Source organism: Streptomyces sp. NL15-2K, from assembly GCF_030551255.1.
GTDB lineage: Bacteria > Actinomycetota > Actinomycetes > Streptomycetales > Streptomycetaceae > Streptomyces.
This window is the reverse complement of sequence record NZ_CP130630.1, coordinates 4,877,324-4,894,222: the sequence shown is the minus strand read 5'-3', so window position 1 is coordinate 4,894,222 and position 16,899 is coordinate 4,877,324. Positions and strand designations below refer to the sequence as shown.

Below are 16,899 nucleotides of genomic sequence, written 5' to 3'. Positions count from 1 at the left end.
GGAGGATCACTATGAAAACTGCAAGAGACGCCACCCCCACCGTCAGTCCTGGAGCACTCGCCGCGCTACGTGACCTCGGTCGTGAACCAGCCAGCTCCATGGCGGCTATGCGCCGTATCGCTACCCAGCAGGCCCGGCTGCTCCGGGAGCTTCTGCCTGGCCCGACGCGCCAAGCTTCCGCCGACCTCGCGAACCTCATCCCGAGCATCGTCGTGGAGTCGGTTGCCCGCCTGCCCGTACCCGGAATTACCTACTGGGCGAATCGCCACTGGCACATCCATGTACGTGAAGACGACTCGGCCGACGAGCGGGCATTCACGGTGCTCCACCAACTGAAACACATCATCGACCATCCGATCCGTCGAGTGACGACTGCCTTTAGTGACGCAGACTGGGACGCCCTGGCCAAGCAATTCGCTTGTGTGGCGCTGGTCCATGAACTGACAGCGTCCTCGGCGTAAAGAGAAAGGAGGGAAGCCTGTGAACAGAAATCTCAACGCGAACAACGGTGCAGGCGAATCCGTCCACCGCGTACAGGGAATCGAAGAAAAGGGAGGTGTGCGATGACCGTAACTGATGCCATAAAGATAGGAATCTCCTACCTGCGAGTCTCGACGAAAGAACAGGCCGAGAAAGGTGGTCAGGCAGAGGGGTTCTCCATCCCCGCGCAGCGTGAGGCTAACCGTCGCAAGGCGGAAAGCATCGGCGTCGTGATCGTCGCCGAGTTCATCGACGCAGGGGAGTCGGCGAAGTCAGCAGACCGGCCTGACCTCCAGAGGATGCTGCGCTACCTCGCAGAGAACCCCGTCGATTACGTTTTCGTCCACAAGGTGGATCGTCTGGCAAGGAACCGCGTGGACGACGTAGAGATCACTCTGGCTATCAAAAAGGCCGGCGCGACTCTGGTCTCCGCGACGGAAAACATCGATGAGACGCCCTCCGGGATGCTGCTCCACGGCATCATGTCGTCCATCGCGGAGTTCTACTCCCGCAACCTCGCCACCGAGGTGCACAAGGGGATGAGCCAGAAGGCCAAGACCGGTGGCACCCCGGGCAAGGCTCCACTCGGCTACTTGAACGTCGTACTTCGCACACTTGAAGGGCGCGAGGAGCGCACGGTAGAGGTGGACCCTGAGCGCGCCGAGCTGATCAGCTGGGCATTCGAAGCCTTCGCGAGCGGTACGTGGACGCTGCGGTCGCTGGCCGACGAGCTGGAAACCAGGGGGCTCACCACGAAGCGGACCCCCAAGATGCCGTCGCGCCCGATCCGGCCCAACGTCCTGCACAGCATCCTGACCAATCCCTACTACAGGGGCGAGGTCGTGTATCAGGGCGTCATCTACCCCGGCCGCCACACGCCGCTCACCAACCTGGTCACCTGGCAGAAGGTCCAGGATGTCCTTGCTGCCAACCTCGTCGGTGAGCGACAGCGCGACCACCCGCACTACCTCAAGTCCAGCGTCTTCTGCGGCGACTGTGGCAGCCGCCTGATCATCACCAACGCTAAGAACCGCCACGGCGTGGTCTACCCGTACTTCGTCTGTCTGGGACGGCACCAGAAGACCACCAGCTGCACGCGCAAGGCGCTGCTCATCACCAAGATCGAGAAAATGGTCGAGGACCACTGGAGCACCGTCCGACTCGCCCCCGAACTCCGCGACGCCATCGAGGAGGGGCTCCGAAGCGAGCTCGCCACCCACCGCAAGGAAGCTGAAGACGAGCACAAGCAGCTCGTGGCCGAGAAGGCGAAGCTCACCGCGCAACGTCAGAAGCTTCTCGAAGCGATCTACAGCGGTGCGGTGCCGATGGACCTCATCGCCAGCGAGCAGCAGCGCATCACCGACCAGCTCACGGCCATCGAGGCTAGGCTCGGCGCGGCGACGGCCACCTTCGACGCCATCGAGGCCAACCTCACACGCGCACTCGACCTTGCCCGCGACTGTCACGCCGCCTACCTGGCGTCTGATCCGCAGCTGCGCAGGCTGTTTAACCAGGCGTTTTTCACCCACCTCATGATCGACGAGGACGGCGTCCACAGCGAGTACGCCGAACCGTTCGACACGCTGCTCGATGGAGACGTCCTCGACGCGGGTCGGGCCGCCCTGGCTGATCGCGCGGAGGGACAAGCCAAGCTGCGCGAAGTCCTGGAACGACCTGCATCGTCCGCCAACAAGAAGACCCCCAGCACGCTGGCTGGGGGTCTCTCTGTTCACCTTTCGACCCCCGTTCGGGGTGTCGAAGGTTCGAATACAACTACTTTGGTGCCCCCGGCAGGATTCGAACCTGCGACACCCGCTTTAAGGAGTTTTCTCGGGGCGGGGCTGTGACCTGCGGAAATAGCGACTGCGGCGTGTCTCCCCGCCCGCCTTCTTCCCGCCGTCCCACTGGCGCATCGCGGCTGCCCTGGTGGAGACCAGAAACGATCTCCAACACCTTTCTGCAACCGTTCCAGTTCGACCCGTTGACACTCCGCACACGCCCCCTTACTGTCACCTCACCATTCCGAACATGTGACGAGATTTCGAACCTTTGGAAGGTAAGTGCCCTGTGCTCCCCGGAATCAGCACGCACGTGGCCGGAAGGCCGTGGCGCGGCCTGACGCACTTACAGGTGCACACCGGCAAAAGGATCACGTGAGTCGGCGAGCCTCGGATGCCGGGCCACAGCAACGCTGATCGGCGACCTGCGGGACCCCGAGGCGCCTGAGCACCGACTCAAGCAACGTGCCGGGCAGACCTGACCTCCATCCTGAGCGTAGGTCCGCCGGTTGTTCAGTCGCCCTTGAACCTGTGCACCAAGGCCCCGACGACCTCGGCGGCTGCGTGCGGATCCATGAGGGCGCCGAGCTGATCCGCCCCGGCGCACAGCTCTGTCCGAAGTTCGGGGCGGCGGCGCCGGCGAGCCCATCTCGCCCTGCCTGCCGACTGCCCGGCCCGCTTCACCGCTTCCCCTCGGCATCTGATACGCCGTCTCCCCCTCAACGACGCGAAGAACAAGGAACGATCACCATGTTCAACCGAAGAGCCACCCTCGCCGGAGCCGCCGCCCTCGCCCTCGCCCTCACCTTGACCGCCTGCGGCCAGAACAGCGAGGTCAGCTCCGAGGGCAGCTCCGAGGGCGGTACCGTCGGCATCGCCATGCCGACCCGGGCCTCAGAGCGCTGGCTCACCGACGGCAAGAGCCTCGTCGAGGACCTGAAGGGCGATGGGTACAAGACCGAGCTGGTCTACGGCGACGACGACCCGAAAGCCCAGGTCTCGCAGATCGGGAACCTGATCAAGCAGGGCGTCGATGCACTGATCATCGCGGCCATCGACGCCAAATCGCTGAACGGCGTGCTGCAACAGGCCGCTGATGCGGACATTCCGGTGATCTCCTACGACCGGCTCATCCTCGGCACCAAGAACGTCGACTACTACGTCTCCTTCGACAACGAGATGGTCGGCCGGCTCGAAGCCCGCCACATCATCGACAAGCTCGGTCTGGAGGAGGGCAAAGGCCCCTTCAACATAGAGCTGTTCGCCGGCTCCCCCGACGACAACAACACCAAATACTTCTTCGAAGGTTCGATGGCACTCCTGCAGCCGTTCCTGGACAGCAAGCAGTTGGTCGTCCCGTCCGGCCAGACCAAGCTCAACCAGGTCACCACCCTGCGCTGGGACGGGGCCACCGCGCAAAAGCGCATGAGCGGCATCCTCACCGAGTGGTACGGCAGCAAGCAGGTCGACGCGGTCCTGTCGCCGTACGACGGCATCTCCAGGGGCGTCCTGTCTGCGCTGACGTCGGACGGCTACGACTCCGACAGCAAGCCGCTCCCGGTCATCACGGGTCAGGACGCCGAACTGGCCTCGGTGAGGTCAATCATCGCGGGTCAGCAGTCGCAGACCGTCTACAAGGACGTCCGCCTGCTCGCCAGGGCTGCCGCAGAAATGGTCGACGACATACTCACCGGCAGGACGCCGCGCATAGACAACACAGGGGAATACAACAACGGCGTCAAGGTCGTGCGCGCCGTCTTGCTGCAGCCGACGACCGTCGACAAGACCAACTACGGGGTTCTGGTCTCGGACGGCTACTTCACCGCCGACGAGCTCAAGTAGCGGCACAGCCTCTGCGTGATACGCCCGTACGACGCTCGCCACGATACTGCCACCCTCCTCCCAACGGTCGGCTGGAGTCGCGCGCCGAGTGCGACCGAGCGCCGTGAGCTTCTCGGGCCCGAAGTGGTAGTTCTGCCGCAGATAGATGATCTTCCCGACCACCTCGACGTGCGTCGCGTTGGGGCTGTGCTTCGGTGCCTTGGAGCGGGTGCGCAGCCCGTCGGCTCCCTCGGCCTGGTAGCGGCGGTACCAGGTGTAGTACGCCTGCCGACTGATCCCGAAGTACCGGCAGGACATCGCGACGTTTCCGCTGACCTCTTCGACGTGGCGTATGACGGCCAGGCGCCGCTTGGCCTCGCGGTCAAGCGGCGGGGCGGTGGGGGTGGACTTCGGCATGTGGATCTCCGTAGTGATCGGAGACCCAGATGTCAACGATGATCGTCAGTTCTAGAAAGTCCCGGTATGAGGCCTCGGGGCTGGCCGGGCTGGCGGACCGGTCCCGCAGGCCGGCCTCGTGTCCGCATCAGGCTTCTGCCGAGGTGGAGGCGGCTGTGTGTGAGCTGCGGCGCAAGCATCCCCGGTGGGGTCCGCGGAGGATCCTCATGTCATGGAGCGGTCCGGGGCGGTAAGCCCGGTGCCGTCGCGGATGACCGTGTATCGGATCCTGGTGCGGCATGGCCTGGTGGATCCGGAGTCCGGCGGCGGAAGCGGCCGGATTACAAGCGCTGGCAGCGGGACCGTGCGATGCAGTTGTGGCAGATGGGCATGGTCGGTGGGGTGATGCTGGTCGACCCTGTCGAGCGGCACCCCCGCTTCACTCATGGCGGCCCTGGCTTTCCCAGAGTTCTCACACCGGCGAGCGCCTTCTCCCATGGGTACTGCTTCGGGTTCCCTCGCTTCGGAGGATGCGACTCGTACCCGTTCGGACCGTCGAGAACGAGAACGCCCTGGTCCCGCAGAACGGCGATCGACCGCGCTACCGCCGGCTGCGCACCCTGCGCCTGGTTGAAGTACGGCATCGCCACCACAGGCACACCCATGTGCACCGCCTCCGACGGGATACCGATCGCCACGGTGTCCGCGATCCCCGCGCCCCACTTGTTCAGCGTCGTGCACGACATCGGCGCCACCAGCATCGCGTCCGCCTTCGGCAGCACGTCCGACTCCCACGGCAGCTTGTACCGCGACCGCACCGGGTGTCCGGTCAGGTCGACGAGTTCCTGTATGCGCGGTTCCCACCAATTTGCCGCAGACGGCGTGAGGATGAGGCACACATCCCACCCGTCGGCCTGGGCAGCGCGCACGCCGTCATCGATGTACTGGGTGGGCCCTGCGGCGCAGGCGATGAAGTAGAGCACGCGAGTCATGCGCGCAGTCCACAGCGCTCGGCCAGCGCACGCAACTCGCCCCCAGGGTTGGGGGTTGCGCACACGACGTCCTTGGCCAGGTTCACCGTGCTCGGCGTGTTTCGCACCTCCTCCGGCGCCAGCTCGTCGGCCTCCAACAGCGCTCGCGCCGCGTCGTCCTTACGTCGAGTCAGGAGCGAAGCTCGTGCCATCGCAACACGGTGGCCGGCCTGCCGCTCCCGAGACATACCGGAGAGGGCCTCCCGGCCCAGGCCCGCGGCGACTTCGAGCGCCGACCAGCCATCCTCGAAACGCAACAGCATGTCCACCCGGTGCAGGCAAACGTTGGTCGGACCGAACATCGTCCAGTCCTCATTCCGGTCTCCGCCTTGCCGGTCGGCGGCGTCGGCCGCTTCGTCGACGTGCCGGCCGCGCGCACCCGCGCCGTGGTCCGCTCCTGCGACGAAGCTGCGAGGGCAGCCGACAGGTACAACATGCCGAGCGTCGACAGCCCGAGCGGCCCCTGCTCGGCGAGGTCGCCTCCGAGGCGCCGGGCAGCCGCAGTCGCGAACTCCACGGCAGCTTCGGGCCGCTGCTGATGGACGAGGCTCTTCGCCACCCGCCGCGACGCAGCCCCGATCTGCACCGGATCACCGGACCGCTCGGCGGCGACCAGCGCCCGGTCAGCGGCGAGCGCGGCCTGAATCACCGTCGCTGCCCCGTACTTGTGCAGGTATGACGTCACCAGTTGTAAGACGCGGGACAGTACGGCCTGGGCCTCGGACTGAGCGCCGACGGGTGCGCCGTGCGCTACCTGCCCCGCGCCCACGATGAGCGGCGGGAGTTCGCGGGCGAGGGAGGCGTAGTGGCACGCCTGGAATGCGGCGCAGCAGTAGTCGAGCCGCCGTTGCAAGACGGCGAGCGCGGGCGGGTTGGTGTCCGGGGCCGGCCGGTACAGGGCGTCGATGACGCCGAGGGCTTCGGCGGGCGGGCCGCTGCCCGCAGGTGGTGCGGGCGGGCTGTCGGACAAGAGTTGCTCCAGGGGGACGCGCAGGACGTCGGCCGCGCGCACCAGTACCGACAGGCGTGGGTCTTGCTGGCGTTTGCCGCCTTCGATGTCCTGCACCCAGCGCTTCGTCTGGCCCATGAGCTGACCGAAGTCGGTCTGGGTGAAGCCTCGCCGTTCTCGCCAGTAGGCGATGCGGCGGCCGATGCCAGAAGTGTCCATTGCGTACCCCCGGAGCAAGGCACGCACTTTGCGTGCCCGTGTCTGTTGTACCGCGTCCTACGGTCACAGGTGTGAGACGGATCACCGTGACCGTGGAGGCGTGAGCCATGCCCAGTGAGAACGCGAGCACCACCCCCACCATCGACGTGCTCGCGGAGCTACCACTGCCCCCCCGTCAGCCTCCTCGCTGAGGGCCAGATCAGAGGCGCCGCGTGTGTCTGGTGCACCACCGCCCTGACCGGCGAGAGCGCCATAGACCTCGGCACCCGCAGCGACTCCTTGGCCGGAGTCGTCGCTCACTGGTTCCCACGCAGCTGCCGTGACTGTCTGAAGGAAGCCGCTCTCCGGGAGTACGGCGACCACACCGGGACCGGCGAGCAGTGCGTCGACGACCCCGCCCCGTGCGACACCCGCCGCGCCCTGCGCCGCCTCGTCCTGGATGGCCGCAGATGACCGGGCTCACCGAGCCCGCCGCCCGCCGACGACCCTCGCCGGGGTTCGTGTTGCTGAACCCCATGGCGGAGTCGCGAAGTCTCTGTCCGCGAGAACGGGGGACTGCTCCACCTCGCCAACGTCGCCAGACGGTTCGACGAACGAGAAGAAGCCTCCTGCCGGACCGGCTTTCATGGCCTCGGTCGTGACACAAGCCGCCCGTACCGCGCGCTCGCGCGACCCCCAGCACGGAGATGTCGGTCCGGAGTCCGCGTTGGGTCATGCTGATCCGCCGGATTCGTTGGGGGGGGGGATCAAACTCTGTCCGCTCACGCAAACGGCCCCGGACGAGGAGTCCGAGGCCGAGCAGGAGCCCTCCCTGTGGGAGAAATCGGTCGGCCAGGAATGTGCCGAGCGTAGGCCCGTGGCCCGCCCTGCCGTCGTCAGGCCACTGCTCTTCTGTTCTTCCAGACCTCCCGCATCACGATCGTGAAGAACTCGAAGTACGTGCGCTGCACGTTCAGCGCGAACTCCTGGGTGTCGGCGTGCCTTTCGCGGAGGCGGTTGATCGGGACGTTCATCGCGGCGTGGTGCTCGATGTGCAGGTTGTTTCCGTTGGTGAACCAGGTCGTCAGCCAACTGCCGGTTATCGAGCGAGTGTTGCGCAACACGTCGACACTGTCGGTGTCGCACAGGATGTGCTCGGGCAGCTCCACCACGAAGTGCATCGGCATCGCCACGAGGAAGGGCAGCAGCCACAGGCGTACCACCAGCGACCCACCGCCGAGGGCGCAGACCGTCACGAGGAGTGCGAGGAAGATCCCGAACCATCGGTATTCGGCGATGATCGCCTTGCGGCTCTTCGGGGAGATCTGCCCCATGTCGTACTGCCAGCGGCCCGGCACGCACTGGACGATGTCACGCCCCACGTCCACGAGACGACTCACGTCGAACAGCCCCTTGGCCAGGGCGCCCAGGGTGAGCGGCTTGCGCGTGTCGAATCCGAAGAACTCCGTGTCCTGCGGGGTCCCCAGGTAGCGGTGGTGCTGCAGATGACGTACTCGGTAGTGGCTGTAGGACACGAACATGGGCGTGCCCAGCGGCACACCGACGATGCGGTGCGCACGTGAACCGCGGAAGGCCGAATGGTGCAGGCACTGGTGCTGCAGTTCCACCGCGTGGGTGTACGCCGCCCCCAGGACGACCACACCGACCGCGGTCACTGCGTACGAGGACTGAACGGCGAGCACGATCCCCGCCGCTGTCAGTACGGCGAGCACGCATATCTTGCCGATGAAGACGGCCTCGTCCTTGGCGCGGACGGGTGCCCGCTGATACAGCACTCGCGGAGAGATCGAGGTTTCGGACATCAGAAATTACCCCCTATTGTCTGGTGGTCCTCGGTGAGTTGGTTGGTGATCAGGGCAGCAGGACAGAGCGAGGCCACCCCACGAAGGGGTCGTCGGGCCTCGCTGTGTCAGCGGCTACACGTGGGCGGCCAGGTCGGTGGACCGCTGCACTCCCTTGAGCAGCAGCGCGGTGACCAGCAGCGACATCACGGCCATCGAGGCCATCGCCCAGCCCACCGCGTCCGCGCCGGGGAGCAGCTGGGCGATGCCGCCGGCCAATGCGGCTCCCAGGCCCTGAGCCACCATCAGGCCGGTGCTGAACAGGCCGAACGCCTGGCCGCGCGTGTCCTCGTGGGTCCGGCCCACCAGCCGCTCCTGCAACGGCAGCAGCGCCGCACAGCCGAAGGCGGACAGCGCGACCAGCGCCGCTGCAACCGGTACCGGTGGCGACAGCGGGAACAGCAGGAACGGCACCCCCAGCAACACGCACAGCGGCAGGACCAGCCGGTCCCGCAACGCCAGGGGGACGAAGCGTCCGACCACGATGTCACCGGCGAGCATGCCGCCCGCGCCGGCCGCCAGCAGAAATCCGGCGTGGTCCCTGGCGTACGGGATGAACAGCGCTTCGCACCCCGTCACCAGGCCGTTGGGCAGCCACATCATCAGGTAGAGCGGCCGGACGACCGGCGAGGTGAGCAGCTCGCGGTTGATACGGCGGCTGCGCTCGACCGTCTTTCCTGCGGCGCGCGGCGGGCGGTCCGGGAGCCCGAGCCGCGCGTTGACGCCGGCGGTGACGCCGACCGCCGCCGCGATGCCGAACAGCCAGGACGGCGACACCACGGCGAGCAGCACGGCACCTATGCCGTTTCCGATGATCTGCATGCCGCCGACCGTGATGTTCATTGTGGCGCGCGCCAGCACGAACGCGTCCTTCGGCACGATGTCGGACAGCAGCGCGATGACGGCCCCCGATGTCGCGGCCATCGCCACGTAGCCGCCCGCGAGGATCAGGAACCGCAGCCACCAGCCCAGACCCGGGAGTGTCTGCAACGCGGCCGTCGTCGTGGACACGCTCGCCATGAAGATCATCGCGGTGCGTGGACGCATCAGGTCCGAGGTGGCCAACAGATAGCGTGCAGCGACGAGTTGCACGAGCGGTCCGCCGAAGAGGGAGATCGCCGTCAGGAACGGCGATCCCGTCTGGTGGTACATCACGGTGCCGAGCGCCAGGCTGGAGAGCACGACACCCGTCATCGCGAACAGGCGGACCACGAACAGGGCCCGGAACTCACGGATCCTGAAGATCTCGCGGTAGGTCGTCATGTGCCGGGCAACTGATCGATACGAACTCGCCACAGCCCGACCTGACGCGCCACACACTCCGGCGAGGTACCGCCAAGACTGCGGCGCGAGTTCACCGAATCCTCCACCCCGAGCACCGCGAACACGTCCGCGTTGATGCGGGAATCAACCTCCTGCATCTCCTTCAGCGGCAACTCGTCCAGGCCGCACGCTCGTTCGTCCGCCAGCCGCACCAGTCGGCCCGTGATGTGGTGGGCCTCCCGGAACGGCATGCCCAACTCACGCGTCAGCCAGTCGGCGAGGTCGGTCGCCGTCGCGTGGCCGGCGCCGGCCGCCGCCCGCATCTCCGCTGCGCGGGCCTTCAGGTCCCCGATCATGCCGATCATCGCCTTCAGACACAGCTCGAAGGTGTCGGCACCGTCGAAGGTCCGTTCCTTGTCCTCTTGCATGTCCTTGGAGAACGTCAGCGGCAGCGCCTTCATGACCGTCAGAAGGCCGAACAAGGAGCCGTGCACCCGGCCGGTCTTGCCCCGGACCAGCTCGGCGGCGTCGGGATTCCGCTTCTGCGGCATGATCGACGAGCCGGTCGTCCAGGCGTCCGACAGTTCGATGAAGCCGAACTGCGGCGACATCCACAGCACGATCTCCTCGGCCAGGCGCGACAGATGCGTCATGCACATCGAGGCGGCCGAGAGATATTCGAGGGCGAAGTCCCGGTCCGAGACCGCGTCCAGGGAGTTGGCCATCGGCCGGGCGAACCCCAGCAGCTCCGCGGTGAGTTCGCGGTCGATCGGGAAGGACGTCCCGGCCAGCGCCGCCGCGCCGAGCGGGGACTCGTTCAGACGTTCGCGACAGTCGTGCAGACGTCCGTAGTCGCGCCCGAACATCTCGACGTACGCCATCAGATGGTGACCGAACGACACCGGCTGAGCGCTTTGCAGATGGGTGTATCCGGGCAGGATGGTCGCCGTGTGCTGTCCGGCCTGCTCGACCAGAACCTCGATGAGCTGCCGGACCAGACGCAGTGCGCGGTCGTTGGCGTCGCGCACCCAGAGACGGAAGCTCGTGGCGACCTGGTCGTTGCGGCTGCGGGCCGTGTGCAGTCGCCCGGCCGCGGCGCCGATCAGCTCGCGGAGCCGGGACTCGATGTTCATGTGAATGTCTTCGAGCTCCGCCGAGAACGTGAAGTTCCCGGAGGTGATTTCGGCCCGAATCACCTCCAGGCCGTCCTTGATGGCCGTGGCGTCCGCCTCGGAGACGATGTCCTGCTGACAGAGCATCGTGACATGGGCGACCGAGCCGTCGATGTCCTGCATGGCCATCCGCTGGTCGAAGCCGATGGAGGCGTTGATCTGCTCCATCACCTCGGACATGCCCTCACCGAATCGGCCCCTGATCAACCCGCTGCCCTTGCTCGCCTGGTCGCTCACGTGCTGCGCCACCTTTCTGGAATGAAGAGAAAATCTGTGACGTCAAACCTGCGGCACGCTACCCGACATCGATGTGGACCCCCGACACGACATCTCGGCACAGCTCGATCGCCTGCGCGGCGGTCGGGGCCGTGGTCAGCACATAACCGACCCGGGTGTGGGAGTCCCGTATCTGCGAGATCCGGTCCCCCGCCTTCAGTGGAAGGTGGAACTTGAGGACACCGGGCAGCCCCTGCCACCGCTGCGCCCCGCTGATGCCGGTGACTGTCCCCGGCGGTGGCGCGAAGAACCGGATCGCAGCGGCACCGGCGACCGTGAGCGCCGGTTCCTGGGGCCTGACGCCGTCGAGGGACCACTGGACCAGCAGGTCGAGCAGATCGTGCCCCGTGGCCTGCCTGACGAGTGTCGGGATCGAGTCTCCGCCGACCCGGGTGTGCGTCTCGATGACCTCCGAGCCCGACGGTGTCAGGCGCAGCTCCGTATGGCTGCAGCCGTCCGTGATTCCCATGATGTCGAGGAACTCGGAGACGTATGCCACGATTGCCGCCGAGTCTGCGGGTTCGAGCGGCGCCGGGACCACGTGACCGATCTCCACGAAGGGGTTCGCCGGGTCGTCGTCGTGAGTGAACTTGCCCGTGATCGCCACCACGTGGTGTTCGCCGGCGCAGCTGAACGCCTCGACCGAGAACTCCGGACCGGAGAGGAACGGCTCTGCGATGTACTCGTCGGCGGTCACGGGCGGCATGACCACCTCTTCGGCCCGGCGGAAGCACGACACATGCTCGCTTCCCCGGCCGTGACGTGGCTTCACGATCACCGGATATCCGTGCTCGGCCGCGAAGTCCCGGATGTCGGCGACATCCCGCACGACCGTGCAGGGGACGGCGGAGAACCCCTTGTCCAGCAGCCATGTGCGCATGGCGAACTTGTCCCGGGAGCGGCCGACGACCTCGGGGGAGAGGCCCGGAACCCCGAGTGCCTCCGCGATCCGCGCCGCGGGCATCAGCCCGTGCTCCGTCAGGGAGAGCACCGCGCTGAAGGGCGTCTCGCGGTGGATCGCCGACAGCATCGGGATCAGCGACGGATCGTCGTAGTCGGTCAAAACGCTGCGTCGCGCGGTCGCGACCAGCGCCTCGTCGTATCCCGTCGGCGTGTCCACCAGCGTGATGTCGGCACCGAGCAGGCGCACACGGTCGCACAGCCCGGGACCGCCGCCCACGACGACGACCTGCTTTGGATTCTTCATCACGGTGTCCGAACGTAGGTTTCCAGGTCGGTCAACGACTCACCGCGCAGCATGGAGAATCCGGTACGCCGATTCACCGAGAAGGGTTCCGCGCCGGCGACGACTCCGCTCGTGTCGTCGTGGACGTGCAGCACTTCGACGCTGTCGGGCGGTGTCACGGCGGAGCGCTCGTCGAACGCGAAGCGGATCCCGTGCCAGACATCCCGCGGTTCGCGTGGCGCCACCTTCCAGTCCAGGCCCCCTCGCGCGTGCAGGTACGCCTCCTCCAGGGACAAGCCGTGCTGCAGTTCGACGAGCTCGGGCACGTGGTCTCCCGCGGGGCGGGCGGCGGCTTCGATGACGCTGACGCGATCGGGAGTCATCTTGAACTCCACGTGCATCACGCCCTGCGCCATGCCCCAGCCCGAGGCGATGCGTTCGATCGCCTCGAGCAGTTCTCGTTCGTGCTGCGCCGGCAGGTCGCTGCCCGAGACATGGCCGATCTCGTAGCACGCCGGAAGCGGTGACAGGTATTTCTGCGTCAAGGCGTGGGCGACCACCTGCCCGCCCTGCACGACGCATTCGAGGCTGAACTCGGGCCCCGCCACGAACTCCTCGACGAGGGCGCCGGCGCTGAACGCGTAGTTGGTCAGCCGGGACGTCTTGAAGGCCGACATCTTCGCGAGTGTCTCCTCCACCTCGGCCCGTGAGTCGCACTTGCGCACGAACAGGCTCATGGCCATGTCGACCGGTTTGACGATCACGGGGAAGGCGACGTTCTCCCAGTCGATCGCCAGGCTGTCCTCGGCCGAGGACAGCCTGGCGATCGTCCGCGGCTGCGGAACTCGGAGCTCCTCGAACACCTCACGCATGAGGGCCTTGTTCCGGGAGGCGCGAATCGTGTCGACGTCGTTGTGATACAGCCCCAGTTCTCGCGCCAGGACGTCCGCCGCGATCACCGCGAACTCATTGCCCGCGGCCACCGCGTCGAACCGCCGCGCCCCGATCTGTGACAGCAGTTCCCCGGGCGAGTCCGACAGCGCCGGCACCCTGATCCACTCGTGGAGTGTGGTGACGTCGTCCCCGACCGTCGAACTCTCGATCGTCACGATCGTCAGCTGCCAGCCCTCACGGTCACAGACCGCGGCAACGCGTTCCAATGACCATTCGGCGACCGGGTGGAGCAGCAGGATATGCATGTTCACGCACCTTTGGAGGCGTCAAGCGAGGCGAAGTACCGCTCGAATCCCACCATTTCCTTGCACCGCCGCACCACTTCGCGCTTGTAGTACTTCTGGTACAGGTCGGCTTCGTCCGTCATGCAGTACGACGGCAGCAGTACGGTCCGCGGGCGGTCACTCGTGTTGGGGCCGCTGAAGTGGGGGGCCAGGGAATGGAACACCAGGACGTCACCGGCGTTCAGCGCGGGGACCTCGATGGTCGACGCGTCGAGCTGAGCCGGGTCGAAATCGCCTTCCGGATTGTCCGCGGGGCCGGGGAGCAGTTGCTGGTGGCTGCCGCGGTAGAACCCGATTCCGCCCGAGCGCTCGTCGCTGGGAAAGAGGTTGATGACCACCGTGCACAGGGTGTCCGGACCCTTGTCGAGCCACTTCCAGTACAGAAAGTCCTGGTGGGCGGCGTAGCCCCGCACACCCGGCTGCTTCTGGATCAACTTGGCCTTGAGGAGCTTCGTGGGGCCGCCGAGGATGGCAGCGAGCGCCTCCAGCAGGGCTGGGTGCGTCGCGGCCGCGTTCAGCGGCGGCGAGATGTCGAGGACAGGGTCGAGACGGTCGAAGATGTACTCACCGTCGGGTCCGCGCCGGAACTCGGTGCGCAGGTTGAGGTCGTCGTCCAGCCCGTCGAGCGTCCAGAGGCGGTCGCATTCGCGCCGCAGGCCCTCGACTTCGTCCTCTCCGTACACGCCGGTCAGGACGGTGTAGCCGTCTTTCCAGTACTGCTCTGTCTTCTCCGCCAGATCCGTCGTCGCAAGCAACGCTGGACCTCCCCTTCTTGGTCGAAGATCTACCGGTCGGCAGCGCGTGCTGTGAACTCGGCCAGTTTTGAACGTAGTTGTGCGGCGGCCTCGAGCACACGGCTCGGAGCCGTGCCCCCCTGGCTGTCGCGAGACGCGACCGAGGCATCGACGGTGATGTCCGGCCATTCGGAAAAGGCCAGCCGCTCGTCGACACCGCCACGCAGCTCCAAGGACAGTTCACCGAGCGAAAGTCGGTGTTCCTCGGCCAAGCGCACCAGTTTGGTGACGAGATGGTGGGCCTCACGGAATGGGATCTTCCGCTCACGCGTCAGCCAGTCCGCCAGATCACCGGACGTGACGAAGCTGAGATCCGACGCGGCGCGCATCGCGTCCACGTTCGGCCGCGTCAGGGTGGCGATGGAGATCGCCGCGTCCAGCACCAGCACCAACGTGTCCGCGGTGTCGAACAGCGGCTCCTTGTCCTCCTGCAGATCCCTGAAGTAGCTCAGCGGCAGCCCCTTGACCACCGTTTGCAGGGTGTGGAGGTTGCCCAGGACCCGGCCGCTCTTGCCGCGTATCAGCTCCGCTGCGTCGGGATTGCGCTTGTGCGGCAGAGCCGCCGAGGAACTGACCAGTTCGTCGGGCAGCGAGACCAGGCCGATGGGCTGCGAGGACCAGAAGACGATCTCCGCGCCGAAGCGGGAGAGGTCGAGAGCCAGGGACGTACCGGCAGCCAGGAAGTCGAGCGCGAAGCCACGGTCCCCGACGCTCTCCAGCGAGTTCGCGGTCGGTCGGTCGAACCCGAGACTCCGCGCCACGGACTCCCGATCGATCGGGAATCCGGTGCCTGCGAGCGCCGCGGAGCCCATGGGGGACTCGTCCTGCAGAGCCAGTACGAAGCGCAGCCGCTCGGCGTCGCGCAGGAACGTCTCCGCGTAGGCTAGGCAGACATGACCGAACGTCACCGGCTGCGCGATCTGCAGATGAGAGAAACCAGGCATCACCGTCGCGCTGTGCTGCTCGGCCTGTGCGGCCAACGCCTCTGTCAGCGCCAGGACCTTCCCGGTCAACGCGCCCACCTGGTCGCGGATCCAGAGCCGTAGCGCCGTCACGGCGAGATCGTTGCGGGCGCGCGCGGTCCCGAGCCAGCCCGCGTCGGCCCCGATCTGCGTCTCCAGGTACTGCTCTATCGCGGTGTGTACGTCCTCGGCAGTCGGATCGAGCGGGTCGGCTCCCGTCTCGATCCGCTCCTTGAGCAGGTCGAGACCGCGGTGGAGCTCGGCCGCGGCATCGGCCGGAACGATCCCCTGCTTGTGCAGCATCGTGACGTGCGCCTGCGAGGCGGCGATGTCGTACGGCGCGAGCCGGCGATCGTAGTGCGCGCTCGTACCGATCGCGTCCATCCGCCGGGCGGCCAGGGACCGCTCGTCGGTGCTCACGACAGGCTCCGGGAGGCCGAGCGTGCCGCGATCTCGTCCAGGTGGCGGTCGAACGCCTCGGTCGTTCCGGCGTTCGCGGCGGCCACCAGGTCCGCCCAGTCGGGCCGCAGGCAGTACAGCAGCAGGGCCCGGGCGATGTGCAGCCGAGCGACGGCCTCGTCGTAGATCACCGACTGCGGTCCGTCGATGACCTCGGGCACGACCTCGTCGCCCCGGTAGGCGGGAAGGTTGTGAAGGAAGACCGCGTCCGTGCGGGCCTGTGTCATGAGGGCGGGCGTGACGCGGTAGGGAGCCAGGACCTCACGGCGCAGCTCGGCCTCGAGGGCCTTGTTCATCGGGATCCAGGCGTCGGCGACGACCACGTGAGCGTCCTTGACGGCGGCCTCCGCGTCGGTGGTGGCGGTGAATCCGGCCAGATGCGCGGTCTGGTCCGCCGGCAGCGCGAACTTCTCCGGCGTCGCACAGGTGAAGCGTGCGCCAACCTTGGCGGCGGTCTGTGCGAGCGAGAGGGCGATGTTCGTCCCGTCGCCGACGAAGGCGATGTTGATTCCCTCCACGGCGCCGAACTGTCGCTTGATGGTGAGGAAGTCGCAGAGGGCCTGCGTGGGGTGGTGCTCGTCGCACATGCCGTTGATGAACGGAACCGGGGACAGCGCACAGATCTGTTCCTGGGTGGCGAAGTCGTAGATGCGGCTCAGCAGCACATCGTTGAATCCGCCCGCCACTTTCACGAAGTCGGGCAGGTGCTCGGTTTTCGCCGCGTGGCGTCCGACGCGGGCTTCCGCGCCGTTGTAGTGGATCGCCTGGCCGCCCAGATCTCCTATGGCCCGTTCGAATGCGGTACGCGTGCGCAGCGATGTCTCGTCGAAGATCATGCCGAGGCATTTCCCGCGCAACAGGGCGGGAAGATAGCCGAAGCGCCTGCGGTGCTTTTCCAGGAGGTCGGCGACCTCAATGATGTCCAGCACATCGGATGTGGTGAGATCGTCGATCGTCAGCAACTGCTTGTGAGTCATGCACATATTTCTCTCGCCTGGGACGTGAATCCGTCCGGAGGATGTCTACGCCGGGTG

15 protein-coding genes and 2 pseudogenes are annotated in these 16,899 nt (G+C 66.6%); 5 read left to right on the top strand and 12 right to left on the bottom strand.

Going from position 1 to position 16,899, the window contains the following annotated elements; genetic code table 11:
• The first annotated feature begins 11 nt into the window (after positions 1–11).
• The 3 genes from Q4V64_RS21725 to chvE all read left to right on the top strand — a co-directional run bounded on the left by Q4V64_RS21725 (position 12) and on the right by chvE (position 4,100).
• Positions 12–461 (top strand): hypothetical protein, encoded by a 450-nt coding sequence (locus Q4V64_RS21725; RefSeq protein WP_124441461.1) that lies wholly within the window; start codon positions 12–14, stop codon positions 459–461.
• Between the two features lie 102 nt (positions 462–563).
• A complete protein-coding gene (locus Q4V64_RS21720) occupies positions 564–2,327 on the top strand; it encodes a recombinase family protein (RefSeq protein ID WP_124441462.1) in 1,764 nt (587 codons plus the stop codon).
• A gap of 681 nt (positions 2,328–3,008) precedes the next feature.
• Complete coding sequence (gene chvE, locus Q4V64_RS21715; protein WP_124441463.1) at positions 3,009–4,100, top strand: multiple monosaccharide ABC transporter substrate-binding protein; 1,092 nt, start codon at positions 3,009–3,011, stop codon at positions 4,098–4,100.
• Positions 4,101–4,253: 153 nt separating this feature from the next.
• On the opposite strand, the pseudogene Q4V64_RS55135 reads toward chvE, so the two are convergent.
• Positions 4,254–4,496 (bottom strand): annotated as a pseudogene (locus Q4V64_RS55135) (leucine zipper domain-containing protein); the annotation flags it as partial.
• Positions 4,497–4,558: 62 nt separating this feature from the next.
• Between Q4V64_RS55135 and Q4V64_RS21710 the strand changes: the two are divergent.
• Positions 4,559–4,892 (top strand): annotated as a pseudogene (locus Q4V64_RS21710) (helix-turn-helix domain-containing protein); the annotation flags it as partial.
• A 26-nt stretch (positions 4,893–4,918) separates the two neighbouring features.
• Here the strand turns inward: Q4V64_RS21710 and Q4V64_RS21705 are convergent.
• The 3 genes from Q4V64_RS21705 to Q4V64_RS21695 are packed head-to-tail and all read right to left on the bottom strand — an operon-like array spanning position 4,919 to position 6,674.
• Positions 4,919–5,467, bottom strand: coding sequence for a flavoprotein (locus tag Q4V64_RS21705; protein WP_124441464.1), 549 nt, complete (start codon positions 5,465–5,467; stop codon positions 4,919–4,921).
• Positions 5,464–5,658: a hypothetical protein gene (locus tag Q4V64_RS21700; RefSeq protein ID WP_124444290.1), complete on the bottom strand. Its 195-nt coding sequence runs from the start codon at positions 5,656–5,658 to the stop codon at positions 5,464–5,466. The genes Q4V64_RS21705 and Q4V64_RS21700 overlap by 4 nt, the downstream gene beginning before the upstream one ends.
• Positions 5,637–6,674 carry a helix-turn-helix transcriptional regulator gene (locus Q4V64_RS21695; RefSeq protein WP_253267091.1) on the bottom strand — a complete coding sequence of 346 codons (1,038 nt, stop codon included), beginning with the start codon at positions 6,672–6,674 and terminating at the stop codon, positions 5,637–5,639. The genes Q4V64_RS21700 and Q4V64_RS21695 overlap by 22 nt, the downstream gene beginning before the upstream one ends.
• Positions 6,675–6,788: 114 nt before the next feature.
• On the opposite strand from Q4V64_RS21695, the gene Q4V64_RS21690 reads away from it, so the two are divergent.
• Positions 6,789–7,127, top strand: a complete 339-nt coding sequence (locus Q4V64_RS21690; RefSeq protein WP_303711034.1) for a hypothetical protein — start codon at positions 6,789–6,791, stop codon at positions 7,125–7,127.
• Between the two features lie 422 nt (positions 7,128–7,549).
• Here Q4V64_RS21690 and Q4V64_RS21685 read toward each other — a convergent pair whose 3' ends face one another.
• From Q4V64_RS21685 to Q4V64_RS21650, 8 genes are all read right to left on the bottom strand, one after another.
• Positions 7,550–8,476 (bottom strand): fatty acid desaturase, encoded by a 927-nt coding sequence (locus Q4V64_RS21685; RefSeq protein WP_124441465.1) that lies wholly within the window; start codon positions 8,474–8,476, stop codon positions 7,550–7,552.
• A gap of 114 nt (positions 8,477–8,590) precedes the next feature.
• Positions 8,591–9,778, bottom strand: coding sequence for an MFS transporter (locus Q4V64_RS21680; RefSeq protein WP_124441466.1), 1,188 nt, complete (start codon positions 9,776–9,778; stop codon positions 8,591–8,593).
• Positions 9,775–11,187 carry an argininosuccinate lyase gene (argH, locus tag Q4V64_RS21675; RefSeq protein ID WP_216377635.1) on the bottom strand — a complete coding sequence of 471 codons (1,413 nt, stop codon included), beginning with the start codon at positions 11,185–11,187 and terminating at the stop codon, positions 9,775–9,777. The genes Q4V64_RS21680 and argH (Q4V64_RS21675) overlap by 4 nt, the downstream gene beginning before the upstream one ends.
• Positions 11,188–11,245: 58 nt before the next feature.
• A complete protein-coding gene (locus Q4V64_RS21670) occupies positions 11,246–12,433 on the bottom strand; it encodes an ATP-grasp domain-containing protein (RefSeq protein ID WP_253267092.1) in 1,188 nt (395 codons plus the stop codon).
• On the bottom strand, positions 12,433–13,611 hold the full coding sequence (locus tag Q4V64_RS21665) for an ATP-grasp domain-containing protein (protein WP_124441468.1): 1,179 nt from the start codon (positions 13,609–13,611) through the stop codon (positions 12,433–12,435). The genes Q4V64_RS21670 and Q4V64_RS21665 overlap by 1 nt, the downstream gene beginning before the upstream one ends.
• A 2-nt stretch (positions 13,612–13,613) precedes the next feature.
• Entirely contained in the window at positions 13,614–14,405 is a 792-nt protein-coding gene (locus Q4V64_RS21660) for a phytanoyl-CoA dioxygenase family protein (protein ID WP_172629298.1), read from the bottom strand.
• A 29-nt stretch (positions 14,406–14,434) separates the two neighbouring features.
• The gene (gene argH, locus Q4V64_RS21655; protein ID WP_124441470.1) at positions 14,435–15,826 is read right to left on the bottom strand and encodes an argininosuccinate lyase; all 1,392 of its coding nucleotides are present in this window, start codon (positions 15,824–15,826) and stop codon (positions 14,435–14,437) included.
• Positions 15,823–16,842: an ornithine carbamoyltransferase gene (locus Q4V64_RS21650; RefSeq protein WP_172629299.1), complete on the bottom strand. Its 1,020-nt coding sequence runs from the start codon at positions 16,840–16,842 to the stop codon at positions 15,823–15,825. Before Q4V64_RS21650 ends, argH (Q4V64_RS21655) begins: the two co-directional genes overlap by 4 nt.
• Between the last annotated feature and the right edge of the window lie 57 nt (positions 16,843–16,899).